The 18,320-nt window shown below is 44.6% G+C and carries 15 protein-coding genes; 10 read left to right on the top strand and 5 right to left on the bottom strand.

Going from position 1 to position 18,320, the window contains the following annotated elements:
- Positions 1-101 precede the first annotated feature (101 nt).
- From ffh to B3D47_RS01380, 3 genes are all read left to right on the top strand, one after another.
- Complete coding sequence (gene ffh, locus B3D47_RS01390) at positions 102-1,508, top strand: signal recognition particle protein (RefSeq protein WP_004811236.1); 1,407 nt, start codon at positions 102-104, stop codon at positions 1,506-1,508.
- Between the two features lie 142 nt (positions 1,509-1,650).
- Complete coding sequence (locus tag B3D47_RS01385) at positions 1,651-2,217, top strand: RBBP9/YdeN family alpha/beta hydrolase (RefSeq protein ID WP_286859550.1); 567 nt, start codon at positions 1,651-1,653, stop codon at positions 2,215-2,217.
- A gap of 137 nt (positions 2,218-2,354) precedes the next feature.
- Positions 2,355-2,966 (top strand): RBBP9/YdeN family alpha/beta hydrolase, encoded by a 612-nt coding sequence (locus B3D47_RS01380; RefSeq protein ID WP_286859547.1) that lies wholly within the window; start codon positions 2,355-2,357, stop codon positions 2,964-2,966.
- Here B3D47_RS01380 and B3D47_RS01375 read toward each other — a convergent pair.
- Together B3D47_RS01375 and B3D47_RS01370 are read right to left on the bottom strand one after the other, a co-directional pair.
- Positions 2,914-3,660 carry a type III pantothenate kinase gene (locus B3D47_RS01375; RefSeq protein ID WP_005221049.1) on the bottom strand — a complete coding sequence of 249 codons (747 nt, stop codon included), beginning with the start codon at positions 3,658-3,660 and terminating at the stop codon, positions 2,914-2,916. The two genes, B3D47_RS01380 and B3D47_RS01375, sit on opposite strands and share 53 nt — an antisense overlap.
- Positions 3,661-3,670: 10 nt before the next feature.
- Complete coding sequence (locus B3D47_RS01370; RefSeq protein WP_286859545.1) at positions 3,671-4,426, bottom strand: biotin--[acetyl-CoA-carboxylase] ligase; 756 nt, start codon at positions 4,424-4,426, stop codon at positions 3,671-3,673.
- A gap of 27 nt (positions 4,427-4,453) precedes the next feature.
- Between B3D47_RS01370 and B3D47_RS01365 the strand changes: the two genes are divergently transcribed.
- From B3D47_RS01365 to ftn, 7 genes are all read left to right on the top strand, one after another.
- Positions 4,454-5,263 carry a sulfite exporter TauE/SafE family protein gene (locus B3D47_RS01365; protein WP_286859544.1) on the top strand — a complete coding sequence of 270 codons (810 nt, stop codon included), beginning with the start codon at positions 4,454-4,456 and terminating at the stop codon, positions 5,261-5,263.
- A gap of 261 nt (positions 5,264-5,524) precedes the next feature.
- A complete protein-coding gene (locus B3D47_RS01360; protein WP_163167020.1) occupies positions 5,525-6,220 on the top strand; it encodes a GntR family transcriptional regulator in 696 nt (231 codons plus the stop codon).
- An 11-nt stretch (positions 6,221-6,231) separates the two neighbouring features.
- A complete protein-coding gene (gene smc, locus B3D47_RS01355; protein ID WP_286859587.1) occupies positions 6,232-9,684 on the top strand; it encodes a chromosome segregation protein SMC in 3,453 nt (1,150 codons plus the stop codon).
- Between the two features lies 1 nt (position 9,685).
- Positions 9,686-10,672, top strand: coding sequence for a cell division protein ZipA C-terminal FtsZ-binding domain-containing protein (locus tag B3D47_RS01350; RefSeq protein WP_286859543.1), 987 nt, complete (start codon positions 9,686-9,688; stop codon positions 10,670-10,672).
- Between the two features lie 94 nt (positions 10,673-10,766).
- A complete protein-coding gene (gene ligA / locus B3D47_RS01345) occupies positions 10,767-12,806 on the top strand; it encodes an NAD-dependent DNA ligase LigA (RefSeq protein ID WP_286859542.1) in 2,040 nt (679 codons plus the stop codon).
- Positions 12,807-12,976: 170 nt separating this feature from the next.
- On the top strand, positions 12,977-13,951 hold the full coding sequence (gene rlmF, locus B3D47_RS01340; protein ID WP_286859540.1) for a 23S rRNA (adenine(1618)-N(6))-methyltransferase RlmF: 975 nt from the start codon (positions 12,977-12,979) through the stop codon (positions 13,949-13,951).
- Positions 13,952-14,352: 401 nt separating this feature from the next.
- The gene (gene ftn / locus B3D47_RS01335; RefSeq protein ID WP_048881145.1) at positions 14,353-14,817 is read left to right on the top strand and encodes a heteropolymeric bacterioferritin subunit Ftn; all 465 of its coding nucleotides are present in this window, start codon (positions 14,353-14,355) and stop codon (positions 14,815-14,817) included.
- 599 nt (positions 14,818-15,416) lie between these two features.
- Here ftn and rluB read toward each other — a convergent pair.
- From rluB to B3D47_RS01320, 3 genes are read right to left on the bottom strand one after another with little or no spacing between them, the layout of a single operon-like run.
- On the bottom strand, positions 15,417-16,490 hold the full coding sequence (gene rluB, locus B3D47_RS01330; RefSeq protein WP_163167010.1) for a 23S rRNA pseudouridine(2605) synthase RluB: 1,074 nt from the start codon (positions 16,488-16,490) through the stop codon (positions 15,417-15,419).
- 41 nt (positions 16,491-16,531) lie between these two features.
- A complete protein-coding gene (gene scpB / locus B3D47_RS01325; RefSeq protein WP_163168585.1) occupies positions 16,532-17,122 on the bottom strand; it encodes an SMC-Scp complex subunit ScpB in 591 nt (196 codons plus the stop codon).
- Positions 17,119-17,913, bottom strand: a complete 795-nt coding sequence (locus B3D47_RS01320) for a segregation and condensation protein A (RefSeq protein ID WP_108675828.1) — start codon at positions 17,911-17,913, stop codon at positions 17,119-17,121. Before B3D47_RS01320 ends, scpB begins: the two co-directional genes overlap by 4 nt.
- Between the last annotated feature and the right edge of the window lie 407 nt (positions 17,914-18,320).

The following is an 18,320-nucleotide window of genomic DNA, read 5'->3' as shown; positions in this document are numbered from 1 at the left end:
TAAATTCGATGCGAACTACAGTATCCTATAGCATTCTATGCATAAATTTTCTATTTTAAGAAACAATTTTTTGCTCACGGCTATTTTAAGCGGATTTTGCAATGTTTGATACCTTAACAGAACGACTCACGCAGAGTTTAAGAAATGTTACTGGCTCAGGGCAGCTAACCGAAGACAATATTAAAGATACGTTACGTGAAGTACGTATGGCACTTCTTGAAGCCGACGTTGCGTTACCTGTAACTCGTGAATTTATCGCGAAAGTTAAGGAAGAAGCATTGGGCCAGGAAGTGATGACTCAGTTATCTCCAGGCCAGGCCTTCGTCAAGATTGTCTATGACGAACTAACCAAGATGATGGGCGCGGCGAACGAGAGCCTCGACCTGGCAGCAAAACCACCTGTGGTTGTGCTACTGGCTGGTTTGCAGGGTGCGGGTAAAACCACGACTGCTGCAAAACTTGCACGTTTCTTACAAGAACGTCAAAAGAAAAAAGTCGCGATGGTGTCTGCCGACGTATACCGTCCAGCAGCAATCAAGCAGCTACAAACGGTTGCGGGTGAAGTCGGTGCGATTTTCTTTGAATCGAATGCCAATGAACGTCCAATTGATATTGCCAACCGTGCTATCGAACAGGCAAAAATCCAGTTTGCTGATGTCCTGATTGTCGATACCGCAGGCCGTCTGCATGTCGATGATGACATGATGGATGAGATCAAAGAGTTGCACGCTGCGATTAGCCCAACTGAAACCCTGTTCGTGGTCGATGCCATGACTGGTCAGGATGCGGCAAATACTGCAAAAGCCTTCAACGATGCTCTACCTTTGACGGGTGTAATCCTGACCAAGACTGATGGTGATGCTCGTGGTGGTGCAGCACTTTCTGTTCGTGCCATTACCGGCAAGCCAATCAAGTTCCTGGGGATGGGTGAAAAGCTGGATGCGCTTGAGCCATTCCATCCGGAACGTGTGGCACAGCGTATTCTTGGCATGGGTGACGTGCTTTCTCTGGTCGAAGAAGTTGAACGCAAAATCGACAAAGAAAAAGCCGAGAAAATGGCGAAAAAACTGCAAAAAGGCGGCAGCTTCAACTTTGAAGATATGCTGATGCAGTTTGAGCAAATGAACAAGATGGGTGGCATGATGGGCTTTCTGGATAAACTTCCAGGAATGAGCAGTGCTGGCCTTCAGGATGCAATTGCTCAAGCCAACCCTGAAAAACAAATCAAGAAAATGGAAGCGATCATCCAGTCTATGACTGTTAAAGAGCGTCGTAACCCTGACTTGATGAACCCAAGCCGTAAGAAGCGTATTGCAGCAGGCTGTGGTATGGATGTTGCTGAAGTGAATAAACTGATCAAGCAGCATGCCCAGATGGCTAAAATGATGAAAAAATTTGCTAATCCATCAGGTATGGCAAAAATGATGAAGTCACTCGGCGGCTTGCAGAAACAGTTTGGCGGCGGTGGTGGTATGGGCCCACTGTTCGGCGGCAACGACAAGAAATAAGTTCTTTGTTTAAAAAAAGGCGCTTCATGCGCCTTTTTTGCTTTTTAAGATATACAGTTTAATCAAAGCATACATTTACTTACCCAATCCTGTCGTTAGCTGAGGCAGACTCTTTAAAAAATGCAAACACAGGAGTAATGAAATGACGCAAGTGATTGTGGTACACGGCTATACGGCTGGTCCAGATGAAAACTGGTATCCCTGGATTCAGCAAAAAGCCAAGGAGGAACATGTAAGCCTAAAAGTTTTACGACTTGATCCTTCTACCACACCTCGACTGGAAACCTGGCAAAAGCAGATGCAGGAGCAGATTGAGGGCATTGATGAGAACAGTATCTTTATCGCTCACAGCTTAGGCACTATTGCGGCTTTGCATTATTTATCTCATAAATTAAAACAGCAGAAAATCAAGCAACTCGTACTCATTGCAGGTTTTAATGATCGACTCGGACGTCTGGAAGAGGTTAATCCATTTATTGATGCTGCCCAAATTGACCTTGATTTATTGAAGCAGCAGATTCAGGAACGAGTGGTCATCTACTCTGAAGGTGATGATCGGGTAGCACCAAAATTTAGTCTGGAGCAGGCAGAAAGTCTGGATGCACAAGTGATTAAGGCGCAGCATTTTGGTCATTTTATTGACTCGCAAGGCTGCACTGAACTGCCTGAAGTCTGGCAAAGTATTGAACCAAATCTTATACGCCAATAAGCGTTTCGAGGCTGAAAGATTAAACTTTACAAAATGGGTGCTAGTGGTCTGGAAATTTGCTTGAAAGCTTTGTAAAACATGTTAAAACAATGAGCCGGTAGCATCATTATTTTAACAATTAGTATAAGTATACAGCTATGACAAATAAATCAGGAAACGTTTATATCATTCATGACTATCAGTCGACCTCTAATGACCATTGGTATCCGTGGTTAAGTCGACAGGTCAAGAAACTTGGTATTGATGCTAAGCGCATCATGTTAGCCAATCCATTAGAACCGAAAATGCAAGATTGGCAACAAAGTCTGGCAGTGCAGATCCCGAAAATGGATGCCAATACCATTCTGGTAGCACACGGGTTGAGCTGCCTGAGTGTGTTGAAATTCGTAGAACAGCACTATCTGACTCACCATAAAGCTATTCGGGGAGTAGTGATGGTGGCGGGTTTTGATCAGCCGCTGGTGATGTGGTCAGAACTGAATGATCTGGTACGCAGCGTAAAACTGGATTTCAAAACACTTTCCAAAAGTTATAAATACGGGGTTATGTACATTTCTAACAATGATCCACATGTACCCACTGCCATGTCTTTAAGTCTGGCCCATCGACTTCTCAATACTCAGATTTTTGAAGTCTTGCAGGCCGGACATTTTGAAAAAACTGATGGCTATGCAGATTTCCCACAGCTACTGGAAGTCATCCAGCGGCTGTATGGTCTAAATGAGCTGCAAAATGCTGCAGGCCTTTAAGTAACAGGTCGGGTTCAATCACGGGCTGGAAGGATTGTAAATGCTGTGCAAACAGTGGCGCATCACCACCTGTAAGAATCAGCTGGGCAGGAAAGTCACTCAACACCTTTTCAATGGTGCTGAGTAGCCCGAGCAGAATACCGTGATGTACGGCATCAATGGTATTGCGTCCCGGGCTCAGCTCTTCAAACGCAGCATCTGGAATTTTAATGCCTTTGGTATTCTGAATCAGGGCATCTCGCTGTAGATGTAAGTTTGGCAGGATAAAACCCCCCAGATGTTTTTGCCCTTGAGCCAAGTCAATGGTGAGAGCGGTACCACAGCTAATGACGCAATAGTTTTGTGTATTCGATGTTGCAACTGCCAACACCTGTAACCAACGGTCAATTCCGAGTTGAGCCGGATCATCATAACCACAGATCAGGCCTGCATATTCAGCATGAACTTTGGCAAAGATCACTGGAATATTCAGGCGTTTTAGAATTTTCAGGATACGGTCATTATTTTGCTTATCTAGCACAGAAGAGATTCCCACCTGATGCAGGCCAGATCCCATAAAGTGTTGAATCAGACCCAGCAGTAAATCCGCCGGAGACTGTAGATGCATTTCAGCCGCATGTTCAATGATACGGTCTTGTTCCGTGATCCAGTATTTAAGACGTGTATTGCCAATATCCAGCCATAATTTTTTCATTGATCTTGCCTTAGCTACCAGTCTTTAAACGTAATTGCCCTTGATAAAAGGTCTGAATACCAGATTCAGTCTCAATCTGCACCGCGCCATCTTCCTGAATGCCTACAAAGATGCCTGCATATTGTCCTTGTAGGTCAGTCAATTCCACCTGTTGTTGAATGAAAGCTGCATGATGGTTAAAGCGTGCTGCCAGATTATGGCTGCCATGATTAAACCATTGACCTGCCTGTTGAATGGCCTGATAGAGTTCAGCAATCAGCTGGTTGCGTGTCACTGTAGCCAGGCCCAGTTCAGAAAGGGAAGTGATCGGCTGATCCAATTGTTCTGCTTCAATCGGGGCCAGGTTAATTCCCACACCGACCACTGCCTGATGGGTAGAGATCGGCTCTACCAGAATGCCGCCCCATTTGGCATTCTGACTATATAAATCATTTGGCCATTTCACTTGCAGATCAAGCTTTTGCAAACCAGGCATTTGCAGAATATTGAGTGCAACTTCAAGCGCGAGACGACCATCAATCAGTATCTCTGTATTCAGCAATGTGCTTAAATAGATATTGCCTTCCGGAGAAATCCATTGGCGTTGACGCTGGCCTCGGCCCTGAGTTTGGGCACGACTGCTGACCAATACCTGTCGAATGCCTTTTTGAGCGAGATCCCGGACATCATCATTGGTCGAAGTGGTGACGGGTTTCAGCAATAGGACTTCAGGCAGTTGTCCTGCATCTTTAAGCAGTTGCTGCAGTTCGCGAGTTTCTACATCCATCTGAATTTAAACGTGGTAAATATCGTTATGGAGTTAATCATATATTTGTTGATTGGTGCAATTGCTGGTTTCACCGCAGGCCTGTTTGGAGTGGGTGGTGGCCTGATTATTGTGCCAATTCTGTACATTGTATTTACCCAGCTCCAGTACGATCCAAGTGTCATCATGCACATGGCGGTGGGAACCTCTTTGGCGACGATTATTGTGACCTCAATCAGTTCGGTCATGGCACATCATCTCAAAGGTGCAGTACTTTGGCCTGTTTTCCGTAATCTGGCACCTGGTTTGGTCATTGGATCGTTTCTCGGTGCAGGCATTGCAGACTATTTACCGGGTCAAGGCCTGCAGCTTTTGATCGGTTTCTTTGCAGTATGGGTAGCTTTGCGAATGTTTAGCCGTGCCAATATCAAGATTGATCCGGCAAGCACACTACCTTCTACACCAAAACAAATGGCGGTTGGGGCGGGGATCGGTATTGCCTCTGCAATCTTTGGAATTGGCGGCGGCAGTCTGACGGTACCATTTTTAAGCCGTTGTGGCGTAGTGATGCAAAAAGCCGTAGCGACTTCAGCTGCATGTGGACTCCCCATAGCGATTGCTGGCGCACTCGGATTTATGTGGTTTGGTAAGCAGTCGGATGTTACGGTACCGAATACCATTGGCTATATTCATATTTATGCATTTATCGGTATCAGTATCATGAGTTTCTTTACTGCCAAAGTGGGGGCAAAAGTGGCACATCTATTGTCACCAGTCATGTTGAAGAAATGTTTTGCGGCTTTATTAAGCGTTGTCGGTAGCTATTTTATTTATCAGGGTGTCAGTGCCTTTCTGTAAGGTAATTTATTTAATGCAGATTTCAGAAAAGAGAGTTTAAGTACTCTCTTTTTTTATTTGATCAATATATTTATGCTGATAAAGAGAATAAAAAAACAGAATAAACAACCGCTAAGCTGGTTTATATAGAGGCTGGTTGGCTGCATAGACAGAATATTGTCTGACAATGTCAAAGCATTCCTTCAATAAAATAGGTTAAATAAATGAAAAGTCATTCAGCATGACAAGAACTGCATCAATAAAAATAAAGACAGGATGGCCATGCACGAGGAAAAAGCAAACAGCTTGTCTGAGCAGATCGCCAGGCATATCAGTGAACAGATTATTCGTGGTGAGCTTGTGGAAGGTGAGCGGATCCAGGAACTGAGAATTGCATCAGAACTTGATGTCAGTCGTGGTTCTGTACGTGAAGCATTATTATTGCTGGAACGCACCCAGCTCATCGAAATCTATCCGCGTCGCGGTGCCATTGTCTCAGAAATGTCTGCACTGCAAGTTCGTGCCCTGTTTGAAATGTGCTGTCTTCTGCTAGGTCAGATCGTGCAGCGTATGGCTGAAACCTGGCGCCCGCATGAGGCAGAGCGTGTTCAGCTATTATTAGAACAACTAGAAGCGGAAACCCGCCAAGGTCACACCGAAAAGTTTTATGATTTGATCTTTCAGGGGCTGGCGCAGCAGCAGGACATGGTTGGTAATCCCTATCTGATGCGTTACTACCATGAGCTACTGCCTTCACTGCGACGCAGTTACTTTTTAACCCTGAATATTTCCAAGCGCGAGCTACAGGAATCTTTTGATCTGTTTAAGCTGGTAACTGATGCAATTCTGAGCCGAAAATCACATCAGGCCACTTTATTTATGGAAGATTTTTGTCGACACTTGCGCAACCTTGTGTTGGAATCACTAACACGGATGAAACAAATTGAACTTGCGTGGGCGAGACGCTCGCGCCGTTAAATCAGGACATTATGCGTTTAAGCAGTTTAAAACTTTCAGGCTTCAAATCTTTTGCCGATAGTACAACTTTACACTTTAAAGATAACCGGACTGCCGTTGTGGGGCCCAATGGTTGTGGCAAGTCCAACGTCATTGATGCAATTCGCTGGGTGATGGGGGAATCGAGTGCGCGCCAGTTACGTGGCGGCAGCATGCAGGACGTCATTTTTACCGGAACTGCGAAGCGTAAACCGGTGGGTGTGGCGAGTGTAGAACTACGCTTTGAAAATACCTATGGAAAACTTGGCGGTGCGTATAATGCCTATAATGAGCTGGCCGTACGCCGTCAGGTCAACCGGGATGGCAAGTCTGAATATTTCCTGAATGGTACCAAATGCCGCCGTCGTGACATCACTGATATTTTCCTGGGTACCGGTCTGGGACCACGTTCCTACGCCATTATTGAACAGGGCATGATTAACCGTCTGGTCGATGCCAAGCCTGAAGAAATGCGGGTTTATATCGAGGAGGCAGCGGGCGTATCGCGCTATCAGGCCCGCCGTCGCGAAACCATGCAGCATCTGGAACATACCACCCAGAATCTGTCTCGCTTAGAAGATATTGCTTCCGAACTCAAGTCCCAACTCAAAACCTTAAAACGCCAGTCCGAAACTGCAATTCAATATAAAGAACTCGAAGGGCAGATCCGTACCCTGAAAGTTGAAATCCTGTCCTTCCAGTGCGAGCAAAGCCAGCGCTTGCAGGAAGAATATACCGTTGAGATGAACACACTAGGCGACAGCTTCAAGTTAGTACGTTCTGAACTGACCACGGTTGAGCACGATCTGGGGACAACCAGTGAGCTGTTCCAGCGTTTGATCCGGCAGTCCACCCCATTACAAAATGAATGGCAACAGGCTGAGAAAAAGCTGGCTGAACTGGAAATAAACCTGAAGCAGAAACAGTCTCTGCTGGAGCAAAACTCAACCAGTCTGGTACAACTAGAACAACAGAAAGCTCAAACCAAAGAACGTTTACAGTTGATTGAATTGCAACTGGATACCCTACAAGAGCAACTAGAAGATCAAACCACACAGTTGCAGCAACAAGAAGGCTTAAATCAGAATCAGCAACAAGGTTTGCAGGAACTGAAATCTCAACAGGCTTCAGTCGCGACCCAATTTGCCCAGATTAAAACTCAAGTCGAACAGCAACAGCAGCGCAAGATGCAGATGCTGGCACAAAGCGAGCAACTAGCTAAAAATATCGTTCGTATCGAGCAGCAAAAAGAAACCTTGCAGCAACAGTCAGCTCAGATTCAGAATCAAGCACAGCAAGATGAGCTGGAACAGTATCAGCAGGAGAAAGCTGATACTGAACAACAGCTGGTTTGCCTAGAAAGCCATCATGCTGAACTGAGCCAGCAGCTGGAACAGGTTAAACAGGCACATAGCGAACAACAGCAACGACAGATGCATTTGAAATCTGAATTGCAAGTATTGAATGCAGAAAAGAAAAACCTTTCCCAACTTCTGACGAAAGCTAATCCGGCAGCTAAAGCGGATGCCGTGCAACTGATGCATGTGCTAAAACTGAATGAGCAGGGCAAAGCCCATGCCAGCCTGATCGAGAAATTTCTGGCAAAATGGCTGTCTGCTCAGGTACTTTCAGATTCAGATCATTTTCTGGAAAATACAGCACGTCAACTGAAAGCACAGCAATCGCCTGCTAAAATCCAGCTAGTAAATGTTCAATCGCTGGCGGACTGGATTGAAGAGCCACACTATTCTTTATGGCAGCAGGTCGCCGTAGTGGAAACCCTGCAGCAAGCGCTCCAACTACAAGACCAATTGCAGTTGGGTCAATCCATCCTTAGTTTAGATGCTTACCATGTCGGTCCAGATTGGGTCATTGGACTAGAGTTTGATGAAGCCAGCCAGGCAGGTCAAGGCGCACTGAGCCACCGGATTCGTCTGGATGAAATTGAACTACAACTAGCTAAGCTGGAAGAGCAATCCCGCCAGGCTGAACAGCATCTGGCTGAAGCAAAAGAACAGCTCACAGCGCTGCAAATTCAGCTACAGCAAATCACCAGTCAACAGCAACAGGCACAGAAGCAGCTGCGACAGTTGGACTTAAATATTACCAAAGTGCAAAGCGCCGCTCAGGCTTTTGCTGTGCAGAAACAGCAGTTGCAGAACCAGTTACACCAGCTGGATGAACAGCTTGAAGAAGATGCAATGCAAAAAGATGATCTGGAAATTGATCTGCATGCATTAAACCTAAAACTGGAACAGGCTTTACCGAATTATAAGACCTTGCAATTCCAGCTGGATGAACTGACTACGCAACTGGAAGATTGCCAGCAGCAAACCCACAATGCTCAGCAGGAACTGGAAATTACCCGTCGTCAATCGGTTCAGTCCAAACAGCAAGTCGAATTGCTACAAAAAGACCGAGTATTCCTGAAAGAGCAGTATCAACAAATTCTCCAACAGATTGAACAGGCCAAGAAATTTATTGATCCGGTACAGTTAGAACTGCCGCATCTGGAAAGCCAGTTTAACAAGCAGGTGGAATTGACAGCGAAACTGCAAAAAACCTGGTCGGAATGGCAGGTCGAGCTGAATCAGGTACAAAATAAACAACAGCAGCTCACTGAACAGCGCCATCAGTTCCAGCAGCAGGATGAAATACTGCGGAATGCACTGGAACAGAAACGCTTGGCTTGGCAAGCAGCTAAATCTGATCTGCAACACTATTCTGAGCAGCTAAAAGAATTGAATAGTGAAGTCATTACTGGTCTTAATATCGAAGTCAAAGTACATCAAGCCAAGCTGGAAAAAGCCCAATCGCAGTTCGACAAACTCGGAGCGGTGAATCTTGCAGCCTCTGAAGAATATGAAGAGGTTTCAAAACGCTATAATGAGCTGAGCCATCAGATTCAAGATCTGGAAAATACCGTCGAGCAGCTGCAGGCGGCCATGAAAAGTATCGATCAGGAAACGCGCAAGCTGTTTATGCATACTTTTGATCAGGTCAATGCTGAACTGCAAAACCTGTTCCCGAAAGTATTTAATGGCGGTGAAGCGAGCTTAAGTCTTGAAGACGGATGGCAATCAGGTGTAAAACTGATGGCACGACCACCGGGTAAGCGTAACAGTTCATTGGCTTTATTGTCTGGTGGCGAAAAAGCATTAACAGCATTGGCTCTGGTGTTTGCGATTTTCCGTCTCAATCCGGCGCCATTCTGTGTGCTCGATGAAGTCGATGCACCATTGGACGATGCGAACGTGGGGCGTTTTTGTAATTTAGTCAAAGAGCTTTCAGAACAAGTGCAATTTATTTACATCACACATAATAAGCTTGCAATGATGATGGCAACAGACCTCTTGGGTGTGACCATGCCTGAACCGGGCACATCAAAACTGGTTACAGTGAATTTGGAACAGGCAAAAGAATACGGCTTAGCTGCGGAGGCATAAAATGGAAATCACTACTATTCTCGGGATTGTTGTAGCAGTCGTGATTATGCTCTTGGGCATTCGAATGATCATGAAAAAACCTGCTGATGCAGCACCATCATTGGATTCGGAATTACATATTGATCCGGACAGTCAGACACCGGTTATTCCGCGTCATGTACGTGCCCAGCTGTCAGCACAGGAGGCAGAGGCGCAACGTGTTGAACCGAGCCTGAATGCGGAAACTGTTGAAAGCACAGCACCTGCAACAGAACCAAAAGAAACAGCAAAAGTAGAGCCGACATTGACGGAAACAGCCAAGCCTGTAGCAGAATCTGCAAGCCCGCTGGATACGCCAATCGTTCAAGAGGCTGAAGTAGAAGTTACAAAAGCTGAAGTAAAAGAATCATCTGCTGAGGAAGCTAAGGCTGAAAATGCTGCTAAAGAGGAAGTCAAACCTACTGAATTTAGCCTGAACAGTAATATTGAAAAAGCTGAAATTTCAGACTTTGAAGATGAAAGCAGTATTCTCGACGCGCATCTGCATGAACAGAAAGTCGTGGATGATGAGTGCGCATTGGCAAATGCAGAAATGATTATTTCGCTGAGTGTCATTCCACAAGGCCGTGTATTGTCTGGTGAAAAAACGCTAAAAGTTCTGCTGAAATATGGCCTACGCTATGGTGAGCTGGCTTGTTTCCATCGCTACAGCGAAGATGGTTCTAAACTGCTATTCTCGGTATTGCAGATCACGGATACGGGTATGGAAGGTTTTGATCTGGAAACTTTGTCAACTGAAGAAGTAAAAGGTCTGGCATTCTTCCTGGCACTGCCACACAGCGATGTACAAAATGCTTTTGATACCATGGACAGTATTTCACGTCTGATTGCCCGTGAAGTAGACGGTATTGTCTATGATCAAAACCAGCAGGAGTTTACACCACAGCTGCGTGAATTCTGGCGTCATCAGGCCATCGATTACCGTGCGGGACAGCCAGCAGAAGTCTAAGTTTCTGTATTGAAACCGGACATTTCGATTTTTATAATAGCCAAAACTGAAGAATATACAGGGCGGGTTTTCCGCCCTTTTTTATGGTGAAACTATGACCCAGGAAACCACTGTCGTTGCGCAAATGCGCCAGCTGATTCAACTGATTGCCAAACATAATCATGCCTATTATGTGATGGATCAGCCGATGATTGAGGACAGTGAATATGATCAGCTTTTTCATCAGCTCAAAGCCCTTGAAGAACAATATCCAGCATTGGTGCAGCCGGATACACCGACTAACCGTGTCGGTGGTCAGCCTTTAGCAAAATTCATGACTGTAACGCATGCCGTACCGATGCTGTCTTTAGGCAACGTATTTAATAAAGAAGATTTATTTGCCTTTGCCCGCCGTATTGAAGAACGTTTGCCGAACCAGAAAATTGAATATGATGTTGAGCTGAAATTTGACGGTCTGGCGATTTCCTTGTGGTATGAACATGGGGTATTGGTACGTGGTGTGACCCGTGGTGATGGTGAAACTGGGGAAGACATTACCCAGAATGTAAAGACTATCCGCAACCTGCCAAAATTATTATGTGAAGGTCACTGCAAGGTGCCTGACCTGCTGGAAGTGCGTGGTGAAGTCTTGATGCCGAAATCCGGTTTTGAGAAGCTGAATGCAGCGAATTTAGCCAAAGGCGAAAAGACTTTTGCTAATCCACGTAATGCTGCCGCAGGTAGTTTACGTCAGCTGGACCCAAATATTGCTTCTTCACGGCCACTCGCATTCTATGCCTATGGTATTGCGCAATGTGTGCCGCATCATGGACAGACCACGATGTCAGCTAGTCTGGAATGGTTACAGCACTTTGGCTTCGCCGTAGGTGAACGCCATTTCATCTGCGATAGCATCGAAGACGTACAGCAAGTCTATGAGCAGATCATTGAGGAACGTCCAAATCTCAGTGTTGAAATTGATGGCATGGTGATCAAGGTCAATGACCTGAAACAGCAACAGCAATTGGGCTTTTTAAGTCGTGAACCACGCTGGGCAACGGCTTATAAATTTCCTGCAGTTGCAGCACTCACCACAGTTGAAAATATTGACTGGCAGGTGGGTCGTACCGGGACGTTGACTCCTGTCGCACGCTTGAATCCCGTCGCAGTTGGTGGCGTAACAGTTTCCAATGTGACCTTGCATAACATTGGGGAAATTCACCGTCTGGATGTGCGGATCGGGGATACGGTCAGCGTATACCGCAGTGGTGATGTCATTCCTAAAGTTGAAAAGGTCTGGCCAGAATTCCGTCCGGTTGAGGCAGTTGAAGTACATCTACCAGAAAACTGTCCGGTGTGTGATTCCCCTGTAGTGATGCCAGAAGGTGAAGCACTGGCACGCTGTTCAGGTGAGTTGTATTGTGCTGCACAGCGTATTGAAACCATCCGTCACTTTGTGTCACGTAAGGCGATGGATATCGAAGGCTTGGGCGATCGTTGGGTAGAATCTTTATTGCACTTGAATCTGTTGAAAGATGTGGCCGATATCTATCACCTGCATGAACATCGTGATCAGCTGCTACAGATTGAAAAAATGGGCGAGAAATCTGTTCAGAACTTGATTGATTCTATCGAGAACAGTAAGAAAACGACATTGGCTGCTTTCATTTATGCATTAGGTATTCGTGGTGTCGGTGAGACCACGGCACGTATGCTGGCCAAAACTTTCCAGACGCTGGATGCTTTACGTCGTGCTGATCTTGAAGCATTGAAGAAAACTCCAGATGTCGGTGATATTACGGCTGAATGGATTCTGGATTTCTTCCAGGCACCGCATAATCTGGAAGTTTTGGATCGATTATTGGCAGCAGGTATTCACTGGGATGCACCAATTGCACCAACACGTCAGCCTTTGAATGGTGAAAGCTGGGTGGTAACTGGAACTTTAAGCTCTATGGGGCGTGATGAAGCAACTCAATTGCTGCAAGCCTTAGGCGCACGTGTGAGTGGCAGTGTGTCAAGTAAAACCAAATGTGTGGTTGCCGGTGAGAAAGCTGGTTCGAAGCTGGATAAGGCAGAAAAGCTTGGCGTGCCAGTATTAAATGAAGAACAGTTTATTACCTTAATGAAAGAGCATGGTCAACTTTCTGCTTAATCGATCTTAAGCAGGAATTAAAAAAGACATCCGAGGATGTCTTTTTTAATGGCTTGATTGGGTTGGGCTCGTCATGATGAACTGAATTCACGTACAATATCGATCTATTGACAGGTATTGAGCCTGTCTCATCAGATGATTCTGTTCTCCCGTTGATGATTGGCATACACATGGCGCAAGCAAAGAAAACTTTTCCGCAACAAAAATCGGAATTACATGTACGAAATCTGCATCGCAGTCGTTACGATTTCCCTCAGTTAATGAAGACTTGTCCGGAACTTACGCCTTTTGTGCGCCTAAATCCATATAACGATCTTTCTATAGACTTTTCTGATCCCCAAGCTGTGAAAATGCTCAATAAAGCATTGCTAAAACATTTTTATGGCATTCAATATTGGGATATTCCTCAAGATTTTCTTTGTCCGCCTATTCCGGGTAGAGCCGACTATATCCACTATTTGGCTGACTTGTTGAGTGCCAATCATCAAGGTCAGATTCCAACAGGACCTGCAGTTCAAGTCTTAGATATTGGGGTTGGTGCGAACTGTATTTATCCAATCATTGGTCATCGTAGCTATGGTTGGAAATTTGTCGGCTCAGACATTCATTCTGCATCCGTTAAAAGTGCTCAATTTATTGTCGAGGCGAATCCAAATCTACGTAAAGGGATTCAGATTCGATTGCAGAAGAACTCAAGCAATATTTTCAACGGTGTGATTAAACCCACAGATCGTTTTGATTTGACGATGTGTAACCCGCCATTTCATGCCTCGCAAGATGAAGCAAATGCCACAGCAACGCAAAAATTAAGAAAATTGGGCAAACCGGTTGATCGGACAAAGGTAGTGTTAAACTTTGGGGGTCAAAAAAATGAACTCTGGTGTGACGGTGGTGAAGAACGCTTTGTCTGCCAAATGGTACAAGAGAGCATACAGTTTGCTGAGCAATGCCTTTGGTTTAGCACACTCGTTTCTAAGAAAACCACATTGCCTGTGCTTTTAAATGCGTTGCGTAAGAGCGGAGCAGTAGATGTGAAAACCATTAAAATGACGCAGGGGCAAAAAGAAAGTCGTTTTGTCGCTTGGACTTTTTTAGATTCAAAGCAACAACAAGCATGGAGAAATGCACGTTGGACTTTAGCTTAAGCTTATTTTCGCTGAGGATGAGTGAGCTTGTCGGTGCATGACGAAGATTTGGCTTGTTTATAGCAATGAATAAGCTCAATTTTGCTTATATGATAACTTGATGCCGATACACTCAGCGTTTCTGATTTGATACGCATGCAGTTCAATGAATATACGCCACAATGATTTTGAATCTAGTTACAAAAAACCAATACATTATAAAAGTACTTTGATCTTGTTCATCTAAGCTGAGTACTGAGTGCAAGGTATTGTTTTATAAATGGGAATTTATTCAACTAAAGCTGTAAATGAAAGTACTTCTCATTTTAATTATTTAAAAATCATATATTTACGGAAATTTTATTTTGCAAATCCAGAAGATTTTCTCCATAATAAGTCCATAAAGGTAGGGAGTTATAAAAATGCGTGGTAATCCAGAAGTCGTAGATTATTTGAATATGTTGATCGGTGGCGAACTGGCTGCTCGCGACCAATACCTGATCCACTCTCGTATGTACGAAGATTGGGGCCTGACCAAAATCTTTGAACGTATTGATCATGAAATGCAGGAAGAAGCACAGCATGCGGATGCGATTATTCGCCGTGTTCTGTTCCTGGAAGGTACACCGAACATGACCCGTGATGAGGTAGAAATCGGTGAAGATGTGGTGAGCTGTCTGAAAGCCGACCTGAAACTGGAATATGAAGTTCGTCAAAAACTGGCAACAGGCGTGAAACTGTGTGAAGAGAAGGGTGACTACGTGACGCGTGATATGTTACGTCAGCAAATGTCAGATACAGAAGAAGATCATACTTACTGGCTTGAAAAGCAATTACGTTTAATTGAGCTGATTGGTCTGCAAAATTATATTCAGTCCCAGATGTAAGATTTGCAAAATCCCGCCATTTGAGCGGGATTTTTTTAACATCGAATTTTCAAGGATTTTAATACCATTTGGATGGTTTGTTGATCCTCAGCTGAAAACTGACTCATGTTAATATCAAATTCTTCCTGACCAGTTTTAAGTTTAAGTAGATGAATGTCAGGGTTATGCGGTGGAATTAAAATGTAATGAATTTCAGTGTAGGCATTCAGTGGAAAGATTTGACCGATTTTCATATGACCCAAAGACCAATAAATTTGATCTGCGTCTATCTCCAATTTCTTGAACTTGCTGAGTCCATAAAGTGCCAAATAGGCCATCATTATGGTTAAGGTGACAATACTGATGTAGTGATCAGTATATTGGGCAGGTTGATAAAAAACAGCCGAGAACCACTGACTTAGTATTGCAAGCTTAAAGTTCCAGTCCTGATCAGTGATTCGTAGATAATAGCTGAATTGAAAAAGTAGATAACTTATCAAGATATAAGTTAAGAATAGAAATGGATGCAATGAACTTTGACAGTAGAAGGATCTTTTCATGTTGTTATTTTTAGAGCTAAAAAAACCAGGCAGTTGCCTGGTTTTTATCTTAACAAAGGCTTAGAACTTGTTAAAGCCTTTGTTCACGCCATAAGGACGACGTGGTGTGTTTTCATCACGTTCTTCACGTCGGCCAAAGCCTGGTTCAGGACGGTTGTCACGGCGTACAAACTGAGTACCATTCTGGTTTTCACGACGACCAAACTGTGAGCCGGTTTGGTTATTGTCACGACGGCCAAAACCACCTTCACGACGTTCACGGCCAGTATTCGCTGCCGGTTCATCACTGTCACGGCGCTGCTGACGCAGGAAACCACCACGGCGTGCTGCCATAGGTTTTTCCTGCATACGCTCAGAACGGCGTTTTGCCATGCCGTACAAACCAGTACCTTGACGTGGTTTAAGCTCAACAGCTTTTGCCAGGTTATCGATGTCCTGTTTGTCCAGTTCAATCCAGCGACCAGTACGCAGTTCGCGTGGCAGAATTACTGTACCATAACGGGTACGTAACAGACGGCTGACTTTCAGACCTTGGGATTCAAAGATACGACGTACTTCACGGTTACGTCCTTCTTTCACCACCACCTGATACCAGCGGTTGATACCGTCGCCGCCCAGTTCAGAGAATGATTCGAATTTTGCCGGACCATCATCCAGTACAACGCCTTTGAGCATGTTATTTTTCAGCTCAGGCGTTACCTCACCCATGACACGAACTGCATATTCACGTTCGATTTCATTGGAAGGGTGCATCAGACGATTTGCCAGTTCACCGTCATTTGTGAAAAGTAACAGGCCAGTTGAGTTAATATCCAGACGGCCAACCATCACCCAACGATCACCTTGGATCGCAGGCAGGTTATCAAATACGGTAGGACGTTGTTCAGGATCGTTACGTGAACAGATTTCGCCTTCAGGCTTATAGTAAATCAGTACACGACGACGGATTTCGTCCTCAATCTGGAATTGTACCTTACGACCATCGATGCGAAGCTCATCACCTGGTTCGATACGCTCACCCACTTGGGCAACTTGCCCATTCACACTTACACGACCAGCGGCAATGACTTCTTCCATATAACGGCGAGAACCCAAACCAACACGTGCAAGCACCTTTTGCAATTTTTCACTCATGACAGCATAACCTTAGAAATAATTATCAACAGTTCACCTATTTATGACTTCGGTGCATTTGCATCGAGGGTCATAAAAGCTTCCTTGGCATCCTGCAGGGGAGGCAATTGGCCTAAACTGGTTAAGCCAAACGCATTTAAAAATTGTGGCGTTGTCACTAACAACGCAGGTCTTCCAGGGAGTTCACGAAAACCAGATTCTTTAATCCAGTTCCAGTCAAACAGCGAACGCAAAATCTGACTGTTATTTGTGACACCACGAATTTGTTCTATATCTGCCCGGGTCACCGGCTGGTGATAGGCAATTACGGCCAAAGTTTCAAGTAATGAATGAGACAAACGCGCTGGTCGCTCGGGCCATGTCTGAGCAATAATATTACGATACTTCGCACGTACTTGAAAACGGAAACCTTGAGCAGTTTCAATCAGTTCAATTGAGCGGCCATGCATCAGCATAGACAGTTGCTGTAGGTACTGACGTAATTCCTGCTTGGTATATCGATCCTGAAAAGCTTCTTTTAGACGTGCCAGAGACACCGCTGAATCACTCGCAAAGATAATCGCTTCCAGCTGCATTAGAATATCATGCAGATTATCTTCCGCTGTAAGCACTGAGCTGTGGTCAATGGTCATAAAGGTGCTCCCTGAATTGCGAGCGGGGCTTCAACGCCTGTAGCAATAATCTGAATTTTTTGTTGACGTGTCAGTTCTAGAACCGCCATGAAGGTGACGACCATACCCATCCGGCCCTGGCTTGGTTTGAGTAAATCTGCAAAAGAAAGCACTTCACCAGTTTCCAGGCAGCTTTCAATATAGGCAATGCGTTCTTCAAGTAGCACCGGTTCCTGTTGCACCTGATGAATCACCGGCTCAGGACGGTTAAAGATACACAGCAGGGCATCACGCAGCAGATCGACGTTGTGACCTTCATTCGGTTGAATGAACTCGCCCAGACTGACATTGGTCTCAAACGTATCACGTTCAAGCACACTCATTTTGTTCAGACGTTCTGCGGCCTGTTTAATGCGTAAATAATTTTCCAGACGATCAATCAATTCCTGTTTCGGATCTTGTTCCGTCGCAGAAATACTTTTGGGTTTTGGAAGAAGTAAGCGGGATTTGAGATCCGCCAATAATGCCGCCATTACCATATAGTCTGCAGTCAGCTCAATATTGAGTGACTTCATCGCATCCATATAGGACAAGTATTGGGCAGCAATCGGCGCAATGTCGACTTGCAGCAAGTCAAAGCCATTTTTTTGGATCAGGTAAATTAAAAAGTCGAGCGGGCCTTCGAAATGCTCTAACAGGATTTCAAACGCTGAAGGAGGAATGTAAAGATCCTCAGGAATCGTCTCCTGCCATTCATCCAGTACACGGATGTGTGGAGTAGGTTCCATCATATTATGGATGCTTTGATTCATATACAGTTGTTGGCCACGCGAATTTTCAAAGGCATGAAGGCTGATTCTTCGATCTCACATCGAAAGAAAAAGCATGTAAAAAGTTGATCTTAGTGTACTCGAAAAATACCTCTAAATAAATTGGATATGGAGTTAGATACAAAAAAACAGTAGCTTTTACGGCTATTCTTCGGTTTTTGATCATATCAAATACAGGGATGCCTTTCTGAATTAAGGGTTCATAGAAATGAAGTTAAGCTCCAGTTGAGTTTGCAACCCTTAAGATCGATCATGAGCAATGACAAATATTGAGAATTAGATCAGGAAAAAAATCATTCTTTAGCAGCAATTAAAAAGTAAAATTTTTAAAAATAAACCTTAAAAACAGATATCTATCGTTCAAAAAGTATTCTAATATCTCAGAAAAA

Origin of the sequence: Acinetobacter sp. UBA3461 (genome assembly GCF_002381195.1) — a bacterium.
GTDB lineage: Bacteria > Pseudomonadota > Gammaproteobacteria > Pseudomonadales > Moraxellaceae > Acinetobacter > Acinetobacter schindleri.
This window is presented reverse-complemented; position numbering and strand designations above follow the sequence as displayed.

Excerpts from the sequence above, each read along its gene's own strand:
- smc (WP_286859587.1), top strand. The coding sequence starts at position 6,232 with ATGCGTTTAAGCAGTTTAAAACTTTCAGGCTTCAAATCTTTTGCCGAT.
- ffh (WP_004811236.1), top strand. The coding sequence starts at position 102 with ATGTTTGATACCTTAACAGAACGACTCACGCAGAGTTTAAGAAATGTT.
- B3D47_RS01365 (WP_286859544.1), top strand. The coding sequence starts at position 4,454 with ATGGAGTTAATCATATATTTGTTGATTGGTGCAATTGCTGGTTTCACC.
- ligA (WP_286859542.1), top strand. The coding sequence starts at position 10,767 with ATGACCCAGGAAACCACTGTCGTTGCGCAAATGCGCCAGCTGATTCAA.
- rluB (WP_163167010.1), bottom strand. The coding sequence starts at position 16,490 with ATGAGTGAAAAATTGCAAAAGGTGCTTGCACGTGTTGGTTTGGGTTCT.
- scpB (WP_163168585.1), bottom strand. The coding sequence starts at position 17,122 with ATGACCATTGACCACAGCTCAGTGCTTACAGCGGAAGATAATCTGCAT.
- rlmF (WP_286859540.1), top strand. The coding sequence starts at position 12,977 with ATGGCGCAAGCAAAGAAAACTTTTCCGCAACAAAAATCGGAATTACAT.
- B3D47_RS01320 (WP_108675828.1), bottom strand. The coding sequence starts at position 17,913 with ATGAATCAAAGCATCCATAATATGATGGAACCTACTCCACACATCCGT.
- B3D47_RS01360 (WP_163167020.1), top strand. The coding sequence starts at position 5,525 with ATGCACGAGGAAAAAGCAAACAGCTTGTCTGAGCAGATCGCCAGGCAT.
- B3D47_RS01380 (WP_286859547.1), top strand. The coding sequence starts at position 2,355 with ATGACAAATAAATCAGGAAACGTTTATATCATTCATGACTATCAGTCG.
- B3D47_RS01350 (WP_286859543.1), top strand. The coding sequence starts at position 9,686 with ATGGAAATCACTACTATTCTCGGGATTGTTGTAGCAGTCGTGATTATG.
- B3D47_RS01375 (WP_005221049.1), bottom strand. The coding sequence starts at position 3,660 with ATGAAAAAATTATGGCTGGATATTGGCAATACACGTCTTAAATACTGG.
- B3D47_RS01385 (WP_286859550.1), top strand. The coding sequence starts at position 1,651 with ATGACGCAAGTGATTGTGGTACACGGCTATACGGCTGGTCCAGATGAA.
- B3D47_RS01370 (WP_286859545.1), bottom strand. The coding sequence starts at position 4,426 with ATGGATGTAGAAACTCGCGAACTGCAGCAACTGCTTAAAGATGCAGGA.
- ftn (WP_048881145.1), top strand. The coding sequence starts at position 14,353 with ATGCGTGGTAATCCAGAAGTCGTAGATTATTTGAATATGTTGATCGGT.